The organism is Lactococcus sp. LG606 (genome assembly GCF_017309645.1).
Lineage (GTDB): Bacteria > Bacillota > Bacilli > Lactobacillales > Streptococcaceae > Lactococcus > Lactococcus petauri.
Genome location: NZ_CP071301.1, coordinates 1046621 through 1066751 on the forward strand (window position 1 = coordinate 1046621; position 20131 = coordinate 1066751).

Genomic DNA, 20131 nt, shown 5'->3' on the forward strand with positions numbered 1-20131 from the left:
ATTTAACAAAAAATCACTAAAGTATATTTTAGTGATTTTTATGTCTCATATCCTTTAATGTCAACGTTACATTTTGATGTTATTCAGCCTTCAAAGCAGCAACAGTCATATAGTTATAAGGACTGTTAAAGTGAGGCAAGAAGAACAAATCGAGAAGCGCAAGTTCATCAATTGTTTTTTGATCTTGGATAGCCAAGCTGAACATATTGATATTTCCCGCGATAATCTCCCCATAGCTCGCCATTTGCGCACCTACGATGCGTCTGCTTGATTTTTCATAAACAATACGAATTTTCACGCTATCATTATTTTCATGCAGGAACCAAGCTTTTTGCTTATCTTCAAAATCAGTATAAGCAACATCTAAACCAAATTTTTGAGCGGCCTTAACAGAGTAACCTGTAGAAGTCATATTATAGCCGAAGATTGAGATACCATTTGACCCTTGAACACCAGCTGATTCTAGGGCTGTTCCGCCAATGTTGTGTCCAGCGACAATCCCTGAGCGTACCGCATTAGAAGCAAGAGCAATATATGTAAAATCTTGTAGAGCATTTGAATAAATCGTAGCTACATCTCCAACTGCATAGACATCGGGATTACTTGTCTGTTGATGTTTATCTACCTCCACTGCTCCATTTCGAAGTGTGTCGAGTTTGTCTCCCACAAGAGCGCTGTTTGCTGTAAAACCGATACAGTTGATTACCATATCCACATCGTAAGTCTCTTTATTGGTCACAATTTGAGAAACCCGACCATTTGTACCTTTAAAAGCTTCAGCAGTTTCACCAAAATGAAGCTCTATTCCATGATTTGAAAGGTTTTCGTCCATTCCTTTCGCAAAGTCCTCGTCATAATATGAAGCTAAAGATGTGCTTTCCGCATCAAACAATAAAACTTCTTTTCCACGGCGTTTTGCTGCTTCAGCTATTTCTGTACCAATGTACCCAGCCCCAATAACTGCAATACGTTTCACTTCTTCCTTAGCAAATTCCTCATCTACTGCTTGTCCTTCTTGAAAGAGTTTGAGAAAATGAATACCTTCTAATTCATTACCTGTAATTTGGGGAATGATTGGTCTTGAACCCATCGCAAGAATAAGTTTGTCATAATCTTCCACACGCTCTTCTCCGGATTTTGTTGTAGCATACACTTTTTTATGCTCGAAATCAATAGACGAAACTTCAGTTTCAGTCAACACCTTCGCACCTTTTGCTTCAAAATCATCTGGTCGTGCATAGAAAAGTTCATTCGGTTGATCAATTTGACGACCCACCCATAAAGCTGTACCACAGCCCAAGTAACTCATATTACTATTACGGTCTATCATGGTAATTTCATGACCAGGATAGTTGTCTAATAATGTATTTGCCGCAGCAATACCTGCGTGATTTGTGCCTATAATAACGATTTTCATGTTGGAAAATCTCCTTTTTTTATTGTAAAAGCTTGTAAATATTTTTACAATATAAGTTTAGCACACTTCTTTCGCATTTCTTTTGTAAGCGCTTGTGAAGCTTGTGAATTCACGAACTTCACAAATTCAGTGGCTTAGAAACCTTATTTTTCCTACATTTTAGATTCTTTCAGGACATTATTATTTTTCTATCAAAAAAGCGAGTATTTTTGAAATACTCTACTTTTTACTTACTCTATATGTTTCACTTCTTGGCGGGTGTGCATCCCATTCAACTCATCCAACATACTCACAGATACACTGACAAGTCCGGGATAATCACTGTTTTCAACTTCAGATTTATACAATTCTATTTCTTCTGAAGTTTTTCCTTCTTTTTTCATCGCATTTTCTGTATAAGATATTATCGCTTCTGCATTACCCTCTACATCAAAAAGGCTGTACATCATTACGCTCAATAGTCTCTCCTAAAATATAATAGATAGATTTACACCCCTCTATTATATCATTAATTCCAAAGGAAACAACTGGTCTTTCCCCGCTTTATTTCACAAAAAAAAGACCTCTCAAAAGAGAGAGCTTTCAGGCAACTTTCATTGTGTCAGAGCGGTTCACACGCGCTAACAAGTTCTCATGCTTCCTGCACGAACAACCAAATGTTCCAGAACTCCTGTGCTTCAATAATCTACTAAAGTAGAAGATCGACTCATCGCATGAACTTATTATAGCATAATCTGCAAGTCTCAGTGCAACAAAAGCTTTTTTACCGCATGATTTTCGATTAGCAGCAATCTTTAGGGCAGTTGTCTTTCATTTCTTTATATGTTTTAACAACATTTTCTACTGTAAAGCCATATTCTGGTAAAACGATATTGGCAGGTGCTGAAGCGCCCCATTTATCTACTGTGACTGTAGCTCCTGCTAAACCAATATATTTCGCCCAACCGAAGCTTGTTCCTGCTTCGACAGCCAAACGGCAGCAGACATTTTTCGGAAGAATTTCTTCTTTATACTCTGCAGATTGTTCGTCAAAGATATTCATTGAAGGCATAGAAACGACACGTACGCCTTTTCCTAATTCTTTTTTAGCTTCAAGCGCAAGTGCTACTTCTGAACCTGTCGCGATGATAATTCCTTCAAGCTCACCTTCTTCTTTAGAGAGAATGTAGGCACCACGATTGAGGCCTTCTTCAGCCAATTGTGCTGTTCCTTCAAGAACTGGCAAGTTTTGACGTGTCAAAACAAGCGCTGTTGGACGTTTTTTGCTTGAAGCTGCACGACGCCATGCGGCAACCACTTCATTACCATCTGCAGGGCGGATAGTATCTAAGTTTGGCATAGAACGTACTGAAGCCAATTGTTCAACAGGCTCGTGTGTTGGACCATCTTCACCAACCGCGATTGAATCATGGGTCCAAACATAGGTAACAGGCAATTCTTGAAGTGCAGCCATACGTACTGCTGGAAGCATGTAATTACTGAAGACGAAGAATGTACCACCATAAACACGTGTACCGCCGTGAAGGGCAATCCCGTTCATAATTGCACCCATAGCAAATTCACGGACACCAAACCAAATGTTACGACCAGCATAGTTATCCGGCATAAAGTCTGTATCATTTTTAGCCATTGTATTGTTTGATGCTGATAAGTCAGCTGAGCCACCCCAAAGGTTTGGCATTTGTGCTGAGAGTTCTTGGATAGCTTCTTGTGAAGTTACACGTGAAGCTTTGCTTGAACCAAGTTCATGCTTGCTTAAATCAAGTTCAGGAGTTTCATTTTCAAATGCTTTTACATATTGTTCAGCAAGTTCTGGATATTTTTCAGCATAAGCCTTGAAAGTATCATTCCATACTTGTTCCATGGCTTCGCCACGTGTATTCAATGTTTGACGGAAACGCTCAGTCACTTCTTCAGGAACAGTGAATTCTGGATAGTCCCAGCCGTAAGCTTTCTTCGCAAATTCTATGCCTTCTGCACCAAGAGGAGCACCGTGTACTGCTGAAGTGCCTTGTTTTTCAGCACCAAATCCAATAACAGTCTTAACTTCAATAATTGTTGGTTTTTCAGTTTCAGCTTTTGCTTGCTCTACAGCTGCTGCAATTTCAGTCAAATCGTTGCCGTCTTTAACCAAGATATGTTGCCAACCGTAGCTTTCAAAACGCATTTTAATATCATCAATAAATGATTTATCCAAATCACCATCAAGAGAGATATTATTTGAATCATAGAAAAGCACAAGTTTTCCGAGTTTTAATTTACCAGCGAGTGAAGCTGCTTCTTGAGAAACACCTTCCATAAGGTCACCGTCACCATTTAAGGCATAAGTATAGTGATCTACAATATCAAAATCTGGTTTATTGTAAGTAGCAGCTAAATGAGCTTCGGCCATTGCCATACCGACAGCATTGGCGATACCTTGTCCTAAAGGACCTGTAGTCGCTTCTACACCATCTGTCCAGTCTACTTCAGGATGCCCTGGAGTTTTTGAGCCCCATTGGCGGAAGTTTTTCAAGTCATCCATTGATACTTTATAGCCTGCCAAGTGTAAAAGACTGTAAAGCATTGCCGAACCGTGTCCTGCAGAGAGGACAAAGCGGTCGCGGTTAGACCATTTACGCCCTGTTTGTGGGTTCACATTCAAAAACTTGCTCCAAAGAACATAAGCCATTGGTGCCGCACCCATTGGCAATCCTGGATGTCCAGAATTTGCTTTTTGGATAGCATCCATTGACAAAGTACGGATTGAATTTACAGCTAACTGATCGGTGTTGTCAAACATATTTTTCTCCATTTAATCTTTTGATAATACATTTTATTATAACATAATTGAAAACGTTTTTTATTTTCATCTTACTAAAAAATCAGATTTCCTGAGCGAAAACTGATTTTTGTAAACATTGACATTGACTTAAACTTTGGCTTTATCTCTGGTATTTAAGACTGCACTAAGAATCAGGACAACAGCGAGAAATCCTAGGATCAGAGCGGCAATTGCACCAGATCCCATTTCACCAACTCGGCCAACAATGATACCTGGAATCAGGTAATCTGTATCCGCAAATGTGGCTGAAGCATCTGCTCCGAAAGCACCTAAAGATGGAATAATGAAAAGAGGTAACCAAGATAAGAGGAGCCCATTAGCAATTGCTCCAATCACTGCTCCACGTCGTCCGCCATTGGCATTACCGAATATTGCTGCTGCTGCACCGCAGAAGAAATGCCCGACAACACCCGGAATGATAACCGTTGTCCCCATAACAAGCATCGCAACCATCGATAAACATCCTGTGATAAATGAAACGAAGAAACCAATCAATACCGCATTTGGTGCATAAGGAAAGACGATTGGTACATCCAAAGCCGGTTTTGAGTTGGGAACCAATTTCTGGGCAATCCCTTGAAAAGCCGGTACGATTTCGGCTAAAATCATACGCACCCCTTGTAGAACAACGACAAATCCTGCTGCAAAAGTTCCTGCTTGAACAAGAGAGAAAATCACAAAGTTTGTACCGCTAGAAAGCTCTGTTTCGACATAAGATGGACCTGCGGCTATAGCTAAAAGGATATAGACTGCAGCCATCAGTAAGGAAATGGATACTGTCGAATCTCGTAAAAAGCCCAATGATTTAGGAATGTTCAACTTTTCTGTTGATTTTTCAGGATCAGGATCACCAAAAGTTTTACCGAGCCATCCTGCAAGAGCATATCCAATATTACCTGTATGTCCCATCGCTACATTATCAGTTCCTGTGATTTTACGCATAAATGGCTGACAAATAGCAGGTGTGACTGTTAAAAGCGTTCCTTCAAAGATACCGCCAAGAAGAATGGTTATCCAAGTTTCGCCCATTCCAGCAGAAACAAGAATCACCGCCGCCATACAAGAAACATAGAGCATGGCTTGACCTGTCAAGAAGATGTATTTAAATCGTGTAAAGCGAGCAAGCAGAATATTCACAATCATCCCGACAAGCATAATCAAGGCCGTCGGTGTCCCGTACTCAACGAGTGCTAAGGCAACCACACCTTCATTGGTTGGGACAATACCTTTCACATGAAAGGCATGTTGGAACATATCGGCAAAAGGTGCAAGCGCACCCACCAAGATACCAGCTCCTCCAACCAAGACCAAGAATCCAGCAAAGGTCTTCACTGACCCTTGAATAACTGCTGTTGCTGGTTTCTTTTGTAAGATTAGTCCAAGCATGGCAATTAAACCAACAAGTAGGGCAGGCGTCGTCGCAACAGAGACAATAAAGTTTAAAACTCCATTCATTTTTTTGTTCTCCTAAGTTTATTTTCGATTCTTTTTAATTACTTTTTTTGCTTAGTTGTGGGCAATCCCTCTTTCATCTAAGACTTTAACCAGTGCTTCACGCGCAGCATCTCGATCAATAATTGAAGACAAAGGCACAATCTTTTCTGTTGGAATATTAGGCAAAGCTGTTGTTAATGTGGACTCCACAAAGAAATAATCCGCAGAATCTGGTGTAGCTGATCCCACATCCATATGATCAAGTTCAAAGTCATTAACATCTAAGCCCATTTCTTGTAAAAGGGCTTGAAGATTCATTTGTACCATAAAACTTGTTCCTAATCCTGATTGACATACACATGCGATTTTCATATTATTCTCCTTCTTTTTCTGCAAAAATTTGTTCGAGTTCTGCTACTGTTTCTACAGTTAGCATTTTGTTGAGTTCATCTTTATTTGATAATATTTGGGTTAAAGTAGATAATGCGCGAAGATGCGTTTCATTATCAATTGCTGCGAGGACAATGAAGATTTTTATCTCGTGTTTGGGATCATCTTGAAGATATACCGGTTGTTCACATCTAAGAAATGACATCCCAAGCTTTTTCACCCCATCTTCAGGACGCGCATGCGGCAACGCAATGCCCATACCTAAATCAATATAAGGGCCAAATTCCTCTACACGATTAATAATAGCTGAAATATAAGAGGGTTCGATTTCTCCTTGATTCAATAATGGCTGAGCTGCAAGCTCAATTGCGCTCCGCCAGTCAAGTTTCTCATCTGTAAAATGAATCTTTTCTTTAGTTAATAAATCTGAAAGCATTACACCTAATGCCTCACTTTCTGTCTTTTTGTTGTTTAGCTTGCGGTCAATAATCCGCGTCAGTTGCTTCTTGGTCGCATTACTTTTAATGTCGACGTAAGGTTCGATAGCACGTAAGATAGCTCTAGCATTTGGTTTATAAAAGCCAGGTAAATTAAAATCTTGTGCTAAGCGATTGTAAAGTCTTGTCTCTTCTTCACTGTCTGGAAAAGCTGACATAACATAGAGTTTTTTATCAGTCATCACAGGTACTGTCGAAAAGATAATATCATAAGAAAAAGCAGGAATTTTGTCCAAATCAGAGACGGTTGTACTCAGGATAAAAGTCATGCTGGGAAACATATTTTCCAATCGTTTACGCATAATTAAACTTGAGCTTATACCGTTTACACATAAGACAATAGCACGAAGACTTTGTGTATACTTTTTTTTATAAATTTCTCCACCAAAGAGAATGACAAAGTAGGCGCGTTCCGCTTCGGAAATTTCTCCACAAGCTTCGTGTAATGGTGATAAAGCAAGGTCCATTAATTCAAACAGAGAGGAATAATCTGTTTTTATTTTGTCCAAAAGAACATTCTCTATTTCGAAGTGGTATTTCAGTCGAAAATAGGCAGGAACCAGATGGGCACGTAAGGCAGCGAAGGTTTTTGTAAAATCTTCAAACTGAACTGCTGCAAGCTTCATTACATTTTCCATAATCTCAAAGCCAATACGATAAAGAAAATCAAAACCAGACTTTTCAAAGTTGCCATCACTCATGCCAATCAGTAATGCTTCAACTTCCAGTACATCTTCCTGAAATATATCTGTTTCTCCAAGATGTGATTGAAGTAAAGCAAGGTATATCAGCATCGGAAGATATCGACTATGGATAACCTGTACACTTAATTCAGCAATTAAGCGGCTGATCTGCTGTCCTACTTGGTGTATAAAGAGGGGATTTTTAAGATTGAGATGCTTCGACAAAACATAGTAATCACTCTCTTCATGGAGTTCTTGTAAGAAACGCCAGGTCGTTTTACGTAATTCTTTCGATGCCCCTTGGAGGTAAAAGCCTAACTTGCGTGAGTATTCTAGACGTATGTTTTCTTTATCTAGCTGCTGACGCAACTTTTTAATATCAGATAAGACAGTGTTTCGACTTACATTTAAAAGGGTCTGAAAATCACTGATGGCTAATACTGAACGTTTAGAAAAGCAAAGTAAATAAATCAGGAATTGACGTTTCTCTTCGCTCAATGTTAGTTCATATTCTTCGATATTAAAGCGGATTTCTTCGAAACTTTCTAGTTTTTCAGGAATCGCTAATACATTATTGGTAAATTCTAGCGGTCTTTGATTTTTATCTTGCAATATTTGATTTAATTCGACGAGTTGTCTCTGAAATTCAGGGCTTTTGAGTCCAGTAACTTCGAGTATTTTATCGAGTTTCCAGAAACGTCTTTCTGAAAATAGTAGGATATCTAAGTTATAACTAAGCATCTTTTTTCCTCACAATTAAATTATAGCCTAATTTTTGCTTCGAAATTAAGCTGTTGGGTCCAAAACAAGAAAACGTTTTCTTTAGTAATTGGACTCTTCTTTAAAAATTTTTTTAATTTAAAAACCGCTTTAGCTCAAAGCGGTTTTTAAATTAAATGGTCAATTCTGATAGGCTATTTTAAAATAAAAAGTCTTGAATCTTCCAAGACTTAGACAATCTCAATTCCATGTAAAGCAGCAAAGAAAGCTGCTTGACTTAGATTAACTTTAATGTTTTTAGCCAGTTCAGGACTCACGTCAAGGCGCTCAAAGGTGTTACTTGAAAAATCAATCCCGGATAAAGCAGTTTCCCAGAAATTCGTAAGCTCCAAGTCGTTCCCTTCAAAGCGTACCTGCTTAAATTGACTAGCAATAAATAGACTTTCTTTCATCATACTGTCTGCAAAGAGCACATTCTTCAAGCGCGCACTTGAAAAATTAATGTAATTAAGCAAACAATCCTGAAATTGGACATCCTGCAAAAAAGCATTGGTAAATTCAGTACCTAGCAATTTACAATCTTTAAAAATACAACGATAAAAACCAAATTTAGAAAAGATAAGGTTAGAAAAATCACACTTTTCAAAAACACAATCCGTAAATTCTAAATCGGCAGTCACATCTAACTCAAAATTGATATTTTGTAGACGACAACCACTGAAAAGTTGTCGTTCCTCTAAATAGATTTCTTGATTTTTCAACTCTACTTGGTAGGCTTCATTATCTTCAAGGGCAGTAAAATCGACAACTTCTAACTCAGTAGGAAGCTTTGGTGAAAGAATTTTCTTCATAAAAGTCCTTTTTCTTTCAGATTTTCTGTAGATGCTTTTTTTTCTGGTTGTCCCCATTGATCAACCATTCGACTTGACCATGTGGAATTGAGACGACGTGAACCAGCATAATCATCTTGAACTTTATCATAGGCGCGCAGTACTTCTTCATCTTGTGGAATATACTTCTCAGGAAATACAACAGCTTCATAAGGTAATCTAGGTTTTACTGGATTTACACGTGCAGGTTTTCCAAGAGCCACAGCAAAAATCGGATAAGTGTAATCAGGCAAGTTTAATATCTCAGAAATTTCTCGTGCTTGATCACGAATTAAGCCGACCATTACACCGCCATAACCAAGAGACTGAGCAGCAAGTAATGTATTTTGACCAGCTACTGCAGCATCGACTGAAGTAATAAGGAGCGATTCTACACCTTCTGGTTGAAACTCACCACCGTTCATTTCAACTGCTATTTTAGCTCGATTAAGATCTCCAACAAAAACCAAAAAAGCAGCACAATTTTTAATTGCTTTTTGGGGCTGTTGGGCAAAAATAGCATCTTTTTGTTCCTGAGATTGCACAAGAATCACCGAATAAGATTGAAAGTTTTTCCAGTTTGGTGCTGCACGTCCCGCATCAACAATCGTTTTTAATACATGTTCTGGAATTTTTTCATCCGTAAAATTACGTACTGAACTATGTTGCATCATCAGATCAATTGTCTCATTCATGTCGGCGATTTACTCCTTCTAAACGAACTTCAGACGCTAAATACTTCACACGCTCCATGACACGTTTTGCTGGCCAGATTTCATCTGCTTTTTTAGTCTCAGCCAAATGTAACTCAAGCTCTGTCATATTTAAATTTGATGTGAAAAATGTCGGAAGATTTTCTTGCATACGATGCTGTAAAATAACTTGCAGAATACTATCGCGTACCCAGGCATTATTGAGTTCGGCACCAATATCATCTAAAACCAAGACTTCAACTTTTTTAATTTCATTGACCCAATATTTCGCATTGTCAAAATCAAGGTCAGAAATAAAGGTTGGATAGTGTAATAAAGTAGTGGAAATGCCTTTTTTCGAGAGCTCATTTGCCATTGCGGCCATAATAAAGGACTTCCCTACGCCAAAGTCACCATAAATATAAATCCCTTTTTCTTGGGGAAAGTTGTCGATAAAGTTTTCCACTTTCCGAAACAAGTCAAATTGATTTTGATTGTCTGTGAAGACATCTGCATAAAAATCTATTTGCTTCATCTCTTTAGGTAAACCAATGATTTGAACACGACGCAATTGATTGCTGACTTCTTGACGATGAGCTAATTCTGCTGTGGTTTGATAGGAAACATCTGCGTAACCATGATTCATAATCAAGACAGGTTCATAGCCATCAGCTGCCCTTTTTTCATGTTCTTCAAATTTTTTTCGCTCTTTAACAAATTCATAAAACTTTGAATAACTACGCTGTACTTCATCTTCAGTCATTTGATTTTCAGAAATAAAAGCTTGAACTTGTTCATTTTTCATCACTTCAGCAACGAGCTTGTCAAAATTTCCACGTACATCTGGGCGCTTACTCAAAAGTTCTCCAATTGATTCCATGCTCAATTCTCCTTCTTATCCTTACGGCGGGAAGCCTTATATTGCTCGAACTTGGCAATATCTTCTGCACTGGTCGTGTTTACATAGCTGGCATTGGACCATTGAGGCGCTTTTTTGACCAGCTTACCTGAATTTTTATAATTTTTATTACTTTTTTGCTTTTGTTCTGCTTGCTGCTGACGTTCCAGTATTCTTTTCACTGCGGTTTCCGCATTGTATACTTTATGGCGCAGCCAATCATTTGCCAGAGTATTGACAAATCGAGCATTGAGACTCGCATTCCCTTGTTGAATCAAGACATAGTGTATCAAAATATTTTGTACTTGATCAGTAATATTTTGCTTGTCTAAATTATTCAAAATCTTCAGTTCTTCTTGCGAAGCAAAACCACCAGCTTGTTGTTTAAGCTTGTTTAAAAAATCACGCGGGGAAACTTCTTTACTAATAACAATCAAATCTTGAAAACCTTTAGGAAATTCCGATAAGGCAGGCAAAGGTTCCGATTTCCCAGCAAGCATTCTTGTTAAGTTAGCTGTATTTAAAGTCTTATCAGCATTGGCAGTTTGCTCAGCTGCTTTAAATAATTCATACCAGTTAAGATCAAATTTTTCCGCCAAACCATAGAGGGTCAAGATATCCTGATTTTCATTTGCAAAAGTCAAATGTTGGTTTTCCATAATGCTCTTAAAAGAGTTCAAGTCAAATTTTTCTGCTTGAACGACTGTCTGAGTCGGTTCAAATTTCACAGCATAAACTTCATGAAATTTTTTTGTAATTTCCAAAGCATCCGGTTCATGTTTTTTTGCCAAAGCTTTAACTTTATTTTCCCCAATACGTGAAATCAATAATTGCTTATAAAATTCGTCTGCTAAAAATTCTTCAAAAGTTAAAGGACTTTTTACCTCCATAAGATAGCCCGGTTGTTGGTCAAATACCCGCACGAGCCCAATCCCTGAAAGTTTATCTAAAGCTTCAATAAAAGGATTGAGACCAAAATCAAGATACTCTAAAAAATGAGAAATCTTGCCCGTCGAAAAAACGCGCAAGAGTTGATAAAGCCCAAAAGCATCTCGCCCAATAATGGGCAAGTAAAGTAGCGAAAAAGTATCAGCATCAAAGCTGATTTTTCCTCGATTTAGAATAGAAAATGAATCGCCTGGTCTCATAGTTCATCCTTTTATTTCTCTTTTATAGAACCGTTAGTCTTTTTTTGTAATCTTTTTAAGTAAATCTTCGATTTCACTCACATCTTTGAAGGAACGGTACACACTTGCAAAACGAACATAGGTAATATCATCCAAATCCATTAATTCTTCCATAACAAATTCGCCGATAACTTCGGTACGTACTTCATTTTTCTCTAAGCGGCGTACTCTCTGTTCGACACGATCAACCAATTTTTCAATAGATTCACTCGTCACTGGTCGCTTACGGGCACTGCGCACTATTCCAGTAATAATTTTATCACGATTAAAAACTTCACGGGTTTCGTCACGTTTTATGACCAAAAGTGGCATTTCTTCAATCCGCTCAAAAGTTGTGAAACGGTTTCCACAATTTTCACATTCACGTCGACGACGAATCATATTATCAGCTTGACGTGAATCTACTACTCGTGACGATTCAGATTGACATTTTGGACATCTCATAGCTTAACCTCTCTTTGGGAATTTTGCTTCTAAACGGTAAATCACTTGCCCCTTGCTTGAGAATTTTGCTTCATACTCTGTCATTACATTGACTTTGGCAAATTCTTCATCTGCGTGCAAGTCTAACCAGACTTTTTCTAAAATCATACCATATTGACTCATACTTGCCAATGAATATTCAAATAGACCACGGTTATCTGTTTTAAAGTGGACTTCACCTTCTGGTGGCAGGATTTGTTCATAAGTTTCTAAAAATGACTTATAAGTCAAACGGCGTTTTTCATGGCGTGTTTTTGGCCAAGGATCACTGAAGTTCAGATAAACACGCGAAACTTCAGCATCCTCGAAGTATTCGGTTAATGCTGCGCCATCAACCAACATCATTTGTACATTAGGTAGGTTGGCTTCCAAAGCCTTGTCTAAAGCGTGAGATAAGACGGATAGTTGCATATCAATTGCAATATAATTAATCTCTGGGTTTTGAGCAGCCATGCCTGTGATAAAACCGCCCTTACCACATCCAACTTCAATATGAATGGGATGATCATTTCCAAAACGCTCTGCCCAACGTCCTTTAAAGTCTGCTGGATTTTCTACAACAACATGTGCGTTACTTTCTAAGTGTTCCGCAGCGCCTTTACGATTTCTTACGCGCATTTTTTCTCCTATTTTTGAAAAAATAAGAAGGCAAGCCTCCTATTTTTATTTTCTAAGTTTTAAAATAAACGGCAAAAATTTTGAAAACGCGCAATTTCTTGCTCTGTTTCCTTAATTTGCTCTCTTGCCATATATTCTGAAATCTGACGTAGGAAAGAAAGTTTTCCATACCAGATTAATTCATGTTCTATATTTTTAGCTGTTTTATAGCCTGCTTGATGGAGCCACTCTTCCCAGTTTTCTGGTTTGATATAGTGTGTTAGAACATGTGCTATATCCACTAAAGGGCTACTTAAAAGAACAGTATCCCAATCTACGAGATAAACTTTATCACTTTCGTCGTCAACCAACCAGTTTTTATGGTTCACATCACCATGAACAACTGTGATATCATCTTCCTTTAATTCTGGAAGATTTTCTGAGAGTTCCACAACGACATTTGAGAGAAAACCATTGGTTTCAAAGATTGAACTTTTACTCAGTACTTGTTCCAAAAGATCAGCCGGAAGCATGACCTCGTTATCTAACTTTTTACAGGCTTCAATAAGCTTTTCGCTTTGATGCAAATGCCGCAAAATTTCACCAATACGTGAATCATTCATTTCATATGGTTTCAACGTATGGCCATTAATCCAAGGTTGAGCAGCTAACATGTCACCTTCTGCTGTACGCTTCGTCCATAAGACTTGTGGCGTAATACCTTCAAGATACACACTTGTCAAAAAAGGGCTACAATTTTTTTTAATAAAAACACGCTTATTGTCGCTTTCGCCAACAAAAGCATTTCCTGAACCACCTTTGACAGGCATCATTGATAGGCTTGAAGATGTCATATTTACTCCTTTCTTTGGATTTTTATATTCTTATGTTTGAGAAGCTTTTTATGTAACCCTATTTGGTGAATGCAACGGCTCCGTAGAAGACCAAGCAAACACTAGATATTGTTGCAGTTAGTTACATGAGCACTCACTACTAGAAAACTTCACAAATAAACAATTTATTTATTTGGATAGTGAATCAAAATTGTTTGAGTCAAGATGTCAGCATATTGATAAGACTCTGTTGTTTTTGGACCACGTGCTGGAATATTTTCAATAACAAAGTGTGTGCCATAAGTCTCAATCAAGTTGACTTTATGACGATTTTCACGTTTACGTCCAAATTGTGATGTAATTTCAATGGTTTGACCAACATGTTCTTCAACTTGTTTTCTGATATCTACGATTTTTCCTACTTCTTGGCTTTGATTTTGGTTATCCATTTTACTCTCCAATTTTTCTCTAGAAATGCAAAGACAGGCGTTTTCCGCCTAGCTTACCATTTTAAATTTTAAATCTTATCCATTATAACATGAATACCCCTAGAAATGCTAGTCTTCATATCTGTTATCGATACTAGCAAATTTGTTGTATTCTTTCAGGAAGAGTAACTCGACAGTTCCCCGACTTCCTGAACGGTTTTTTTCAATAATAACTTCGACTTTATTGTCTACTTCTGGGACATCGTTAAAGCCATCATCCTCGTCATCTGCTCCGGCACGGTCATAATAATCGTCCCGATAAAGAAAGGCGACAATATCAGCATCTTGCTCAATTGACCCAGATTCACGAATGTCTGATAAGACAGGACGCTTATCCTGACGTTGCTCTACTCCACGTGAAAGCTGACTCAAAGCAATGACAGGAACTTTTAACTCTTTAGCCAGAATCTTCAACTGACGTGAAATTTCTGAAACTTCTTGTTGGCGATTTTCTCGTCCTGTCCCCGAAATCAACTGCAAATAATCAATAACGATTAGGCCAAGATTGCCTGTTTCCTGTGCGAGTTTACGAGAGCGTGCCCGTATTTCTGTAATCTTGATCCCTGGAGTATCATCAATGTAAATACTTGCTTTCGAAAGTGTCCCCATAGCAATAAAATACTGGTTCCACTCTTCGTCATTAAGCTGACCGGTACGTAAGTTATGCGATTCAATCGTTCCTTCAGCTGCAAGCATCCGGTTAACAAGGCTTTCTGCACCCATTTCCAATGAAAAGATAGCCACCGTTTTATCTTGTTTTGTCCCAATATTTTGTGCAATATTTAAAGCAAAAGCAGTCTTACCCACGGCTGGACGTGCAGCAAGAATAATAAGTTCCTCCTCATGGAGACCAGTCGTCATGGCATCCAAGGCCGGATAACCTGTCGCGATACCTGTAATCGTTGATTTTTGTTTAGCCCGTTCTTCCAGATCGTCTAGGTTCATCGACAAGACGTCTGAAATCCGACGAAAGCTTGATGTATTACGCCCTTGCTGCACATCAATCAATGACTTTTCAGCTTCCGCAAGAACATCCTCGGCTGGATCTTCCTGACTATAAGCTTTCTCTACACTTTGTGTTAATTTATTAATCAACTGACGCAGTAAAGATTTTTCAGCAACAATTTTTGCGTAATAGGAGGCATTAGCAGCCGTTGGTGTTGCAGTAGCAAGCTCAGCAATGTAAGCAATGCCCCCGATAGTCTCTAAGTCGTTTTGATTTTCTAAAAGCGAGCGGACAGTTAACACATCAATCGCTTCACGATTGTCCGACAAGTGTTCCATGGCTCGGAAAATAATCTTGTGTGCGTTTTTGTAAAAGTCATCCGTAGAAAGAAATTCTTTCACTTCAATCAAGCGGTCACTATCAAGGAAAATAGCCCCCAAAACGGCTTGTTCGGCGGCTAAATCTTGTGGTGGTGCTTTGATAATATCAATATCAGGCATGTTATCTCTCGCTTACTTTGACCTTGACTGTAGCTGTTACATCACGGTGCAATTTGATTGGAACATCTTTAATTCCAAGCGCTTGAATCTTATTAATCAATTGAATTTTACGTTTGTCTACTTTAACATCCAATTGACTTTGAAGTGCTTTCGCGATATCTGCTTTATCCACAGCACCGAAGGTGTGACCTGTCGTTCCAACCTTCATCTTGATTTCAACCATTACATCATCTTGTTCAAGACGTTCTTTCAATGCTTTAGCTGCTGCGAGCTCTTCAGCTTCTTCTTTTTCTTTAGCTTTTGTTTTACCTTGAAGTTCTGCTACAGCAGCACTTGTTGCAACTTTTGCTAAATTTTTCTTAAGGAGAAAGTTATTTGCATAACCTGTTGGTACTTCTTTGATTTCGCCTTTTTTTCCTTGTCCTTTTACATCTGCTAAAAATACTACTTTCATTGTTCGTTCTCTCTTTCCTTAATTAATGCGATGAGGTCCTTTTTGACTTCATCGATATTTCGTTCGTATATTTGTGTTGCGGCGGCATTAAAGTGTCCGCCACCTCCCATGGCTTCCATGATCGTTTGGACGTTATAGTCTTTAAATGAACGCGCCGAGATGGAAATATAACCATTTTGATGATTTGTAATAGAGAATGCTGCTTGAACATCTGCCATATCTAGCAGAGTGTCTGCAGCTTTAGCTGTCGCAACATTGTCATATTTTTGGTTGGGTTTACCTAAGGCAACCACAACTCCTGGGGCAACATATTCTGAGTTGAGAATAATTTCATTAATTTTTTTATATTTTTCAAACTCAGTAGCCAAAATTCCTTTAATCAGGTTATTGTCAGCACCTTGCGAGCGTAGATAAGCAGCCACTTCAAAAGTACGGGAAGTTGTTGCTTTGGTGAAATGTTTCGTGTCCAACTCAATCCCAGCTAGTGCAATACTAGCATCAGTTACCGTCATTTTCGAGTTATATTCATGAAATTGTAAAAGCTCGACTGCTAACTCACTGGCTGAACTTGCGCTTGATTCAATATAAGAAAGCAGGGCATGCTCAGGGAAATCATCATCTCGACGATGATGGTCAATAACAACTAGTTTACTAAAGGACTTATAGAAATCAAGACTGAGTGTTTGTGTCGTCTTCGAGTGATCAACCATGATAAGCAAGGAGTTTTCAGTCTTCATATCAAAAGCTGTTTCAAGTTTAATAATATGTGCGAAGCCTTCTTCAGTTTCGTTTACTAGATCAATAGCTCGGCTCACCTCTGGCATCAATTGCTCCGGATCATAAACCACATAAGCTTCTTTTCCTGACATGTTGACAAAGTTTTTCATCGTAATTGCCGCCCCTAAGGCATCCATATCTGGGAAGCGATGCCCAACGATAAAGACATCTTCACTTTCACTAATGATAGTTTGCAATGCTGTTGAGATGGCCCGCGCACGCGTTCTTGATTTTTGAGTACGGCTTTCAGAATTACCACCGAAATAAATTGTTTTGGCTTGCGGTGTGTTCTCCCGAAGGACTGCTTGGTCCCCACCGCGAACTAAAGCTAACTCAAGGTTGTTGAGGGAGGTTTTACCAATACTTGGGAAATCATTCCAGCCATAGGATACCCCCACAGATAAGGTAAGGGGAATCTTGCTTTCAGCTGAATTTTTCCGAAAATCTTTCAGTAAAGAAAACTTATCCTCAATCATTCGGTTCAAAATGCCATAATCACAAAAGAAATAGTAACGGCTGCTTGATACACGACGCAAATAAACACCGTACTTGCTTGCGAAACTTTCCAAATTGCTGGCAATCAAACTATTAACCTTAGTTCGTTCACTGTCCGCAATCAAATCGGTGACATCATCATAGTTATCAACCGAAATACTTCCAATAACAGCACGACTTTCCTGCAAGCTCTCACGACTGTTAGCCTCAGAAGTTGCATCTGCTAAATAAATAAGATTTTTTTCATCATCTAAGGTGATAAAATATTTTTTCTTCTCAATCGTGAAAAATTGGTTTCTTTCTTCATGATACTTTTGAATAATTGCCTTAACTTCTTCTTTATCAAGGACACGATCATCCCCATGGTAAATCAAATCGATAAAGGGATTGAACCACTCCGGTTCATAGGTCTCTTTATTGTAGCGAATGACACCGATAGGCATATTGTCCAAGGTTGCATTGAGTGAGTTTTCTGCTTCATCATTTATTTTTCTGATGAATTCCACTCTTCTTAAACGATAATTTCGAGCTTGAAGTAAGATGCCGACTGTGATAAGGATGTTCATCAAAAACAGATAGAACACAGCCATCATTCGTGAGCCCGAAAAGATAAGCAAGAAACTTTCCAGAGCTTGCACGATAACCATGACTAACACAATTGTTATTGGTGAAAATCTCTGTACACTTTTCATTTCCTTCTCCTTTTATGCGTCTATTTACACATTGGCTATATTTTTGAATGCGCAAGGCTGTTAGTTTGTTGAAAGACTTTCTAGCTTTTCTTTAACAGCCGTGAGATTGGGGAACCATGCATCTGCTGCAGCCTGATTCATTCCAAAACGCGTATCTTCAATAGCCCAGACTGTAGCTCCAGCTGCCTTACCTGCGGCAATCCCTTTTTCGGAATCCTCAATGATTAAGGTTTCCTCAGGCTTTACATTGAGCGCCTTCATGCTCAGCTGATAAATCTCTGGATGCGGTTTGGTTGCTTTCAAGTCATTACCAGAAAGAATCGACTTAAAGTAGGGACGTAAACCATGTACATTAAGCATTTCGTCAATATCTTGCATGGCCGAACTTGAAGCTAAACCGATTTTATAGTTATCTTTTTCTAAGGCTTCTAAAACGGCCTTAACATCTGGGAAAAGCAATTCTTTGTAAGGAAGTGGATTATTGTCTTTTAGTTTTAAATATGCTGCGTGTAGCTTGGCTGCTTCGTCTTGGTCAAAATCTACACCTAAGATTTGCGGCCAGATTTCTCGCATGTTTCCTCCAATAAAATCAGAGTATTTCATATGTTGAATTGAAATATTATGATTGCTAAAGAATTCTTCACGTCTTTGAGCATAGAATTGTTCCGTGTCAACGAGAACACCGTCCATGTCAAAAATTACCGCTTTAAACTTATTCATTTTCACCTAAAACTCCCTAATTGTCTGCTTATATCTGCTTTATTATAACATATTTTGGGGCGGAGTTTGTGACTCTGATGTGAAAAGCATAAAAACCGCCTTACAGCGATTTCTTTTTTATTTTTTCTTGTTGTCTTCTTCACGCACACGCGCTTTTCGCAAGGCAATTCTCTTTTGTCTTTCAAGCTCACGCTCTATTTTTCCTTCTGGGGCATATTTTTCTTCCCAATCATCAGGTTTCAAAATTTTATGTGTTTCTGGATCAAAATGCGGTTGCCCATCTGGGAAAATTTTACCCATATTTGCTGCATGGACAAAGTTGAAAATATCATAAGGATCAACACCAGCAAGCACTAAACTTCCATAAGTAAAGTAAAGCAAATCAATCAATGCATCGACTTCACCAATCAGCGGCGCTTCTTCTTTTGCTTTGCGTTTAACCTTGCGGACTGCCTTATCCACATCTGCATGCAGATTTGCTGTCAGTTCGTCAAACTTATCACTATCCCCATTTGCTGAAGCATAGAGAAATTCCACAATTTCTTCGACCTTAAATCCGGCACGATAACCCGCTTCCAGCGGTGGAAAAGCACGCGGAATCTCTTGGCTTCGCCCGTCCATCATTTTATGGAATTCTTTTACTTTATTAAAGTTTTGATCACGTGAAATAAAATTATTACTGGTTGAGAAATCAATCAGACCATAATGCGCAAGTGCCTTAGCAATCCCATCATGATTGTTACTTGTCGTGACATGTGTCGCTTTTTGCTTCACAAGGTCAGAAGCATTACCCATCGCGATACCATATTCGACATGTGTTAACATTTCTAAATCATTTTCCGAATCACCAAAGGCCATGACTTGATGTTCATTGAAACCATAACGCTCACCAATCATCTTGATACCACGAAGCTTGCCAGAATCACATGGAATCATATCCACAGAGTAGGGGTTGCTGCGCGTAATCATCAAATTAGGAAATTCTTTTTCAAGCATTTCCGTTTCTGATTGAGTTGCGACCATCATGACTTGATAAATGGGCTCACGCAAGATATTCAGAAAATTGGACTGTGGAACCACACGACGTACGACATGCTTGAAACTGTTTCGCGCAATGTCCGAAGTGCCTGATGGTAAAATACCTGAAATAATCCCTGCCATCCGTGTTTCACCAAATTTCAAAAGTTTAGAGCCGTTAACACCATGAGCTGCTCCTAAAGAGATATCTCGATGATTATCTTTGGCAAAACGAACGATTTTGCGTAAGGTCCTCTTATCAATCTCTTCTGCATGTAAAACAGCTTTCGGTGTAAAAATGTATTGTCCATTATAAGTTACCGCAAAATCTAAATGAAGTTCCTCCATCAAAGGCAAAGCAAAAGCAGGGCCTCGTCCTGTAGCGATCCCGACTAATATATCTTTACGTTTTAATTCATCGATAGCAACGCGCGTACTCGGAGCCACTGATCTTGTCCCCGTAAAAAGAGTGCCGTCTAAATCGAAAAATACTGCTTTTATATCCATTTCCATGCCTT

19 protein-coding genes are annotated in these 20131 nt (G+C 38.7%); all 19 read right to left on the reverse strand.

Features of this window, described 5'->3' with window-relative positions:
• Nucleotides 1-79 precede the first annotated feature (79 nt).
• Complete coding sequence (gene nox, locus J0J35_RS05095; RefSeq protein ID WP_206918075.1) at nt 80-1417, reverse strand: H2O-forming NADH oxidase; 1338 nt, start codon at nt 1415-1417, stop codon at nt 80-82.
• Between the two features lie 230 nt (nt 1418-1647).
• Complete coding sequence (locus J0J35_RS05100; protein ID WP_019293194.1) at nt 1648-1863, reverse strand: hypothetical protein; 216 nt, start codon at nt 1861-1863, stop codon at nt 1648-1650.
• Between the two features lie 335 nt (nt 1864-2198).
• The gene (gene tkt, locus J0J35_RS05105) at nt 2199-4199 is read right to left on the reverse strand and encodes a transketolase (RefSeq protein WP_019293195.1); all 2001 of its coding nucleotides are present in this window, start codon (nt 4197-4199) and stop codon (nt 2199-2201) included.
• A gap of 129 nt (nt 4200-4328) precedes the next feature.
• A complete protein-coding gene (locus J0J35_RS05110; protein WP_206918077.1) occupies nt 4329-5696 on the reverse strand; it encodes a PTS ascorbate transporter subunit IIC in 1368 nt (455 codons plus the stop codon).
• A gap of 51 nt (nt 5697-5747) precedes the next feature.
• Nucleotides 5748-6047 carry a PTS sugar transporter subunit IIB gene (locus J0J35_RS05115; RefSeq protein ID WP_019293197.1) on the reverse strand — a complete coding sequence of 100 codons (300 nt, stop codon included), beginning with the start codon at nt 6045-6047 and terminating at the stop codon, nt 5748-5750.
• 1 nt (nt 6048) lies between these two features.
• A complete protein-coding gene (locus J0J35_RS05120) occupies nt 6049-7986 on the reverse strand; it encodes a PTS sugar transporter subunit IIA (protein ID WP_206918079.1) in 1938 nt (645 codons plus the stop codon).
• Nucleotides 7987-8195: 209 nt separating this feature from the next.
• Complete coding sequence (locus tag J0J35_RS05125) at nt 8196-8816, reverse strand: pentapeptide repeat-containing protein (protein ID WP_206918082.1); 621 nt, start codon at nt 8814-8816, stop codon at nt 8196-8198.
• Nucleotides 8813-9529 (reverse strand): NADPH-dependent oxidoreductase, encoded by a 717-nt coding sequence (locus tag J0J35_RS05130; protein WP_165706774.1) that lies wholly within the window; start codon nt 9527-9529, stop codon nt 8813-8815. The genes J0J35_RS05125 and J0J35_RS05130 overlap by 4 nt, the downstream gene beginning before the upstream one ends.
• A complete protein-coding gene (gene dnaI / locus J0J35_RS05135; protein ID WP_165716956.1) occupies nt 9522-10406 on the reverse strand; it encodes a primosomal protein DnaI in 885 nt (294 codons plus the stop codon). The genes J0J35_RS05130 and dnaI overlap by 8 nt, the downstream gene beginning before the upstream one ends.
• A gap of 2 nt (nt 10407-10408) precedes the next feature.
• Nucleotides 10409-11572 (reverse strand): DnaD domain protein, encoded by a 1164-nt coding sequence (locus J0J35_RS05140; RefSeq protein WP_086582862.1) that lies wholly within the window; start codon nt 11570-11572, stop codon nt 10409-10411.
• 33 nt (nt 11573-11605) lie between these two features.
• Nucleotides 11606-12055, reverse strand: a complete 450-nt coding sequence (gene nrdR, locus J0J35_RS05145; protein WP_003134132.1) for a transcriptional regulator NrdR — start codon at nt 12053-12055, stop codon at nt 11606-11608.
• 3 nt (nt 12056-12058) lie between these two features.
• Nucleotides 12059-12712: a tRNA (guanosine(46)-N7)-methyltransferase TrmB gene (gene trmB / locus J0J35_RS05150; RefSeq protein WP_019293203.1), complete on the reverse strand. Its 654-nt coding sequence runs from the start codon at nt 12710-12712 to the stop codon at nt 12059-12061.
• A 59-nt stretch (nt 12713-12771) separates the two neighbouring features.
• Entirely contained in the window at nt 12772-13545 is a 774-nt protein-coding gene (locus J0J35_RS05155; protein WP_019293204.1) for a phosphotransferase family protein, read from the reverse strand.
• A gap of 164 nt (nt 13546-13709) precedes the next feature.
• The gene (locus J0J35_RS05160) at nt 13710-13973 is read right to left on the reverse strand and encodes a Veg family protein (RefSeq protein WP_206918085.1); all 264 of its coding nucleotides are present in this window, start codon (nt 13971-13973) and stop codon (nt 13710-13712) included.
• 108 nt (nt 13974-14081) lie between these two features.
• Nucleotides 14082-15458, reverse strand: a complete 1377-nt coding sequence (dnaB, locus tag J0J35_RS05165) for a replicative DNA helicase (protein WP_019293205.1) — start codon at nt 15456-15458, stop codon at nt 14082-14084.
• A 1-nt stretch (nt 15459) separates the two neighbouring features.
• The gene (gene rplI, locus J0J35_RS05170; protein WP_014024508.1) at nt 15460-15912 is read right to left on the reverse strand and encodes a 50S ribosomal protein L9; all 453 of its coding nucleotides are present in this window, start codon (nt 15910-15912) and stop codon (nt 15460-15462) included.
• A complete protein-coding gene (locus tag J0J35_RS05175) occupies nt 15909-17876 on the reverse strand; it encodes a DHH family phosphoesterase (RefSeq protein WP_206918089.1) in 1968 nt (655 codons plus the stop codon). Before J0J35_RS05175 ends, rplI begins: the two co-directional genes overlap by 4 nt.
• A gap of 60 nt (nt 17877-17936) precedes the next feature.
• Complete coding sequence (locus tag J0J35_RS05180; RefSeq protein WP_019293207.1) at nt 17937-18596, reverse strand: HAD family phosphatase; 660 nt, start codon at nt 18594-18596, stop codon at nt 17937-17939.
• A 117-nt stretch (nt 18597-18713) separates the two neighbouring features.
• Nucleotides 18714-20120, reverse strand: a complete 1407-nt coding sequence (locus J0J35_RS05185) for a Cof-type HAD-IIB family hydrolase (protein WP_206918165.1) — start codon at nt 20118-20120, stop codon at nt 18714-18716.
• Between the last annotated feature and the right edge of the window lie 11 nt (nt 20121-20131).